The organism is Microbacterium sp. (assembly GCF_032084865.1).
Classification (GTDB): domain Bacteria; phylum Actinomycetota; class Actinomycetes; order Actinomycetales; family Microbacteriaceae; genus Microbacterium.
The window spans coordinates 1-2,733 of record NZ_DAMDLU010000220.1 but is presented as its reverse complement, the minus strand read 5'-3'; the positions used below and the strand labels follow the sequence as shown (position 1 = coordinate 2,733).

Below are 2,733 nucleotides of genomic sequence, written 5' to 3'. Positions count from 1 at the left end.
GTGGGCCGAGGGCGCCGCGACCCCGCTGCACGAGCGACGGGCGCGGGCCGCGCGATGACCGATCCCGACCACGGCGACTGGTGGGCGATCACGCGGGTGATCGCCCACTACGCGCGCTTCGCCGACGAGCGGCGCTTCACCGAGATGGCCGGGCTGTTCGTGCCGGACGGGCGGATGCTGCTGTTCCGGCCGCGCTCGCAGCATGCGTCCGAGACCCCGCAGGGGCACGATGCGCTCGTCGCGGCGTTCGGCGCGCTCTGCACGTTCGAGACGACGAGCCACGTGCTCGCACCCAGCCTCGTCGAGGTCGACGGTGACACGGCGACGGCCTTCACCCGCTGCATGGCGCACCACATCAGCCAGGCGCCCGAGGGGCGTGTGCGCTTCACGCTGGCAGACCGCTACGAGGACGACCTCGTGCGCACGCCCGACGGCTGGCTGTTCCGGGAGCGCCGCAAGTACACGGACTGGACCGAGACCGCGCCGCTGCGGCGTTGAGGGGTGCCGCCTACTCAGAGTCTGAATGTCTCAGACATTCAGCGGACCCTGTCGGGCAGCAGTCTCGCGGCTCAGGCTCGCCGTGATCTCGGCGCCTGCTTCGGGTCGAATGATCTACCAGGCGTAGACGTTGTCGGAGACTTTGACCGCTCCCTCCGGCGCCGGCGCGCCGTCGACGACGACTTCGAACGTGCCTGCGACGCCGCTGACCTTCGTCGCCGCGCCACCGCAAGTCACGACCCATGCGTTCTCGCCCGCGTCGGCGACAAGGCGCACGGTCGAACTCTCGCGTCCCTGAGCGAGGTTCCATCATGCTCGCCGAAGTAGTGACTCGCCGATACATCGACGTTGTCGTACGCGTAGTCCGCGAGTGGCCCTCATCCTGCCTCACTGTGACCGTCAGCACTACTGATCGTCGGCTGGCTGTCAGGCACGATCGTCTGTTGAGCTCGGCGGTCGACTTCGAGAGTGAGGCGTACATGCTCGTCGTCACGCTGCAGGTCAAGGATGCGCTCGACGAGGCGGGCTATCCCGACAGCGACCGAGTGATTGAGGTGTGGTCCGAACACCGCTGCTCATAGCTGTTGCGTTGAGCTGTTCCGGGAGCGGCGCAGCTACTCGGGTGGGACCGAGACTGCGCCGCTCCGGGCGGTGATGTCAGGCGTCAGAGCCGGGCGAGGGCCCAGTCCTCGGCGCGGGCGCGCTCCTCGCGCGGCGAGCCGAACAGCTGGCCGAGGGCGTGGGCGCGCTTGAAGATCAGGTGGGCGTCGTGCTCCCAGGTGATCGCGATGCCGCCGTGCAGCTGGATCGTCTCGGCGGCGATGTGCGACAGCGCCTCCGAGCAGGTCACCTTGGCGATCGCGGCGAGCTCGAGACGATCGGCCGCAGTGTCGGCGAGGGCGGCGGATGCCGCGCGAGACGCCGTGCGGGCCACCTCGGCCTGCACGTGCATGTCGGCCAGGCGGTGCTTGATCGCCTGGAACGAGCCGATCTGGCGACCGAACTGCACACGCTGCAGGGCGTACTCCACCGTCATCTCGAGCGCGCGCGCTGCGGTGCCTACCTGCACCGCGCTGACGGCAGCGAGGGCCAGCGCCCGCACCTGGTCGAGCACGGCCGGGTCGGCGTCGCCGAGCGCGCGGGCGGGAGTGCCGTCGAACGTGAACTCGGCGAGACGCAGCGTCAGATCCATCGTCTCGATCTCGCGACGCGTCACCGCGTCGGCGTCGACGATCTCGAAGAGCCGCGGACCGGCATCCGTCTGCGCGATCGCGATGATCACGTCGGCGGGCATGCCGTCGAGCACGAAGCCGCAGGTTCCGCTCAGAGTCCAGGTGTCGCCGTCCTGCACGGCGCGCACGTCGACCTGCTCGGGCGCGAGGCGGCCGGCGGCATCCGCCCAGGCGAGAGCGGCACTCGACGAGCCCTCGACGATCCCGGGCAGCAGGCGTTCGGCGGCATCCGCATCGCCGGAGGCGAGGATCGCCTGTGCGGCGATCGCGACCGAGCCCAGGTACGGCGACGGGGAGAGCGAATGGCCGAGCTCCTCGAGCAGCAGCTGCGACTCGCGCAGCGTGTACCCGGCGCCGCCGAACTCCTCGGGGACCGCCATGCCGGCGACGCCGATCTCCTCGCACAGCAGACGCCACAGGTCGGCGTCGAAGCGGTCAGCGCTCTCGAGCGCCGTGCGCGTCGATGCGGCGTCGGCCCGCTGGCCGAGCACATCGCGGATGAGGGCGACCAGCTCCTGCTGATCCTCGTCGGGTTCGAAAGACATCACAGCTCCTTCGGGAGGATATCGCGGGCGATGCGCGCGCGGTGGAACGCCGGAGTGCCCCACACCGACGACAGCGCCGGCGCGAGGCCCAGCCAGATGCGCAGCGTGTGCTCGGCGGTGTAGCCGATCGCGCCATGTACCTGCAACGAGGTGCGCGCGGAGAGCATCGCCGCATCGGATGCCGCGACCTTGGCCGCCGAGACCGCACGGTCGACGTCGGCCTCACCGGCGCGCAGCGCTGCATTCCAGATCAGCGGGCGCGCGAAGCTCAGCGCCACGCGCACGGCGGCGAGCTGGTGCTTGAGCGCCTGGAACTCGCCGATCGGGCGGCCGAACTGCTCGCGCACCTTGGCGTACGCCACGGCTTCGTCGAGCATCCGCTCTCCGGCGCCGACGAGCATCGCTGCGGCGGCGAGCGAGGCCTCGTTCAGGGCGGCCTCGAGCGCCTCGGGCGCGAG

5 protein-coding genes are annotated in these 2,733 nt (G+C 70.6%); 2 read left to right on the top strand and 3 right to left on the bottom strand.

What is annotated here, in order from left to right; genetic code table 11:
• Positions 1-498: nuclear transport factor 2 family protein (locus RT309_RS14660; RefSeq protein WP_313358218.1), on the top strand; the 498-nt coding region annotated here is incomplete at its 5' end.
• A 114-nt stretch (positions 499-612) separates the two neighbouring features.
• Here the strand turns inward: RT309_RS14660 and RT309_RS14655 are convergent.
• Entirely contained in the window at positions 613-774 is a 162-nt protein-coding gene (locus RT309_RS14655) for a hypothetical protein (protein WP_313358216.1), read from the bottom strand.
• Between the two features lie 167 nt (positions 775-941).
• Here RT309_RS14655 and RT309_RS14650 point away from each other — a divergent pair, with 167 nt between their 5' ends.
• The gene (locus RT309_RS14650; RefSeq protein ID WP_313358214.1) at positions 942-1,079 is read left to right on the top strand and encodes a hypothetical protein; all 138 of its coding nucleotides are present in this window, start codon (positions 942-944) and stop codon (positions 1,077-1,079) included.
• An 83-nt stretch (positions 1,080-1,162) separates the two neighbouring features.
• On the opposite strand, the gene RT309_RS14645 is transcribed toward RT309_RS14650, so the two are convergent.
• On the bottom strand, positions 1,163-2,275 hold the full coding sequence (locus tag RT309_RS14645) for an acyl-CoA dehydrogenase family protein (protein ID WP_313358212.1): 1,113 nt from the start codon (positions 2,273-2,275) through the stop codon (positions 1,163-1,165).
• Positions 2,275-2,733, bottom strand: a 459-nt coding sequence (locus tag RT309_RS14640; RefSeq protein ID WP_313358210.1) for an acyl-CoA dehydrogenase family protein, incomplete at its 5' end; no start/stop codon positions are given. The genes RT309_RS14645 and RT309_RS14640, both read right to left, overlap by 1 nt.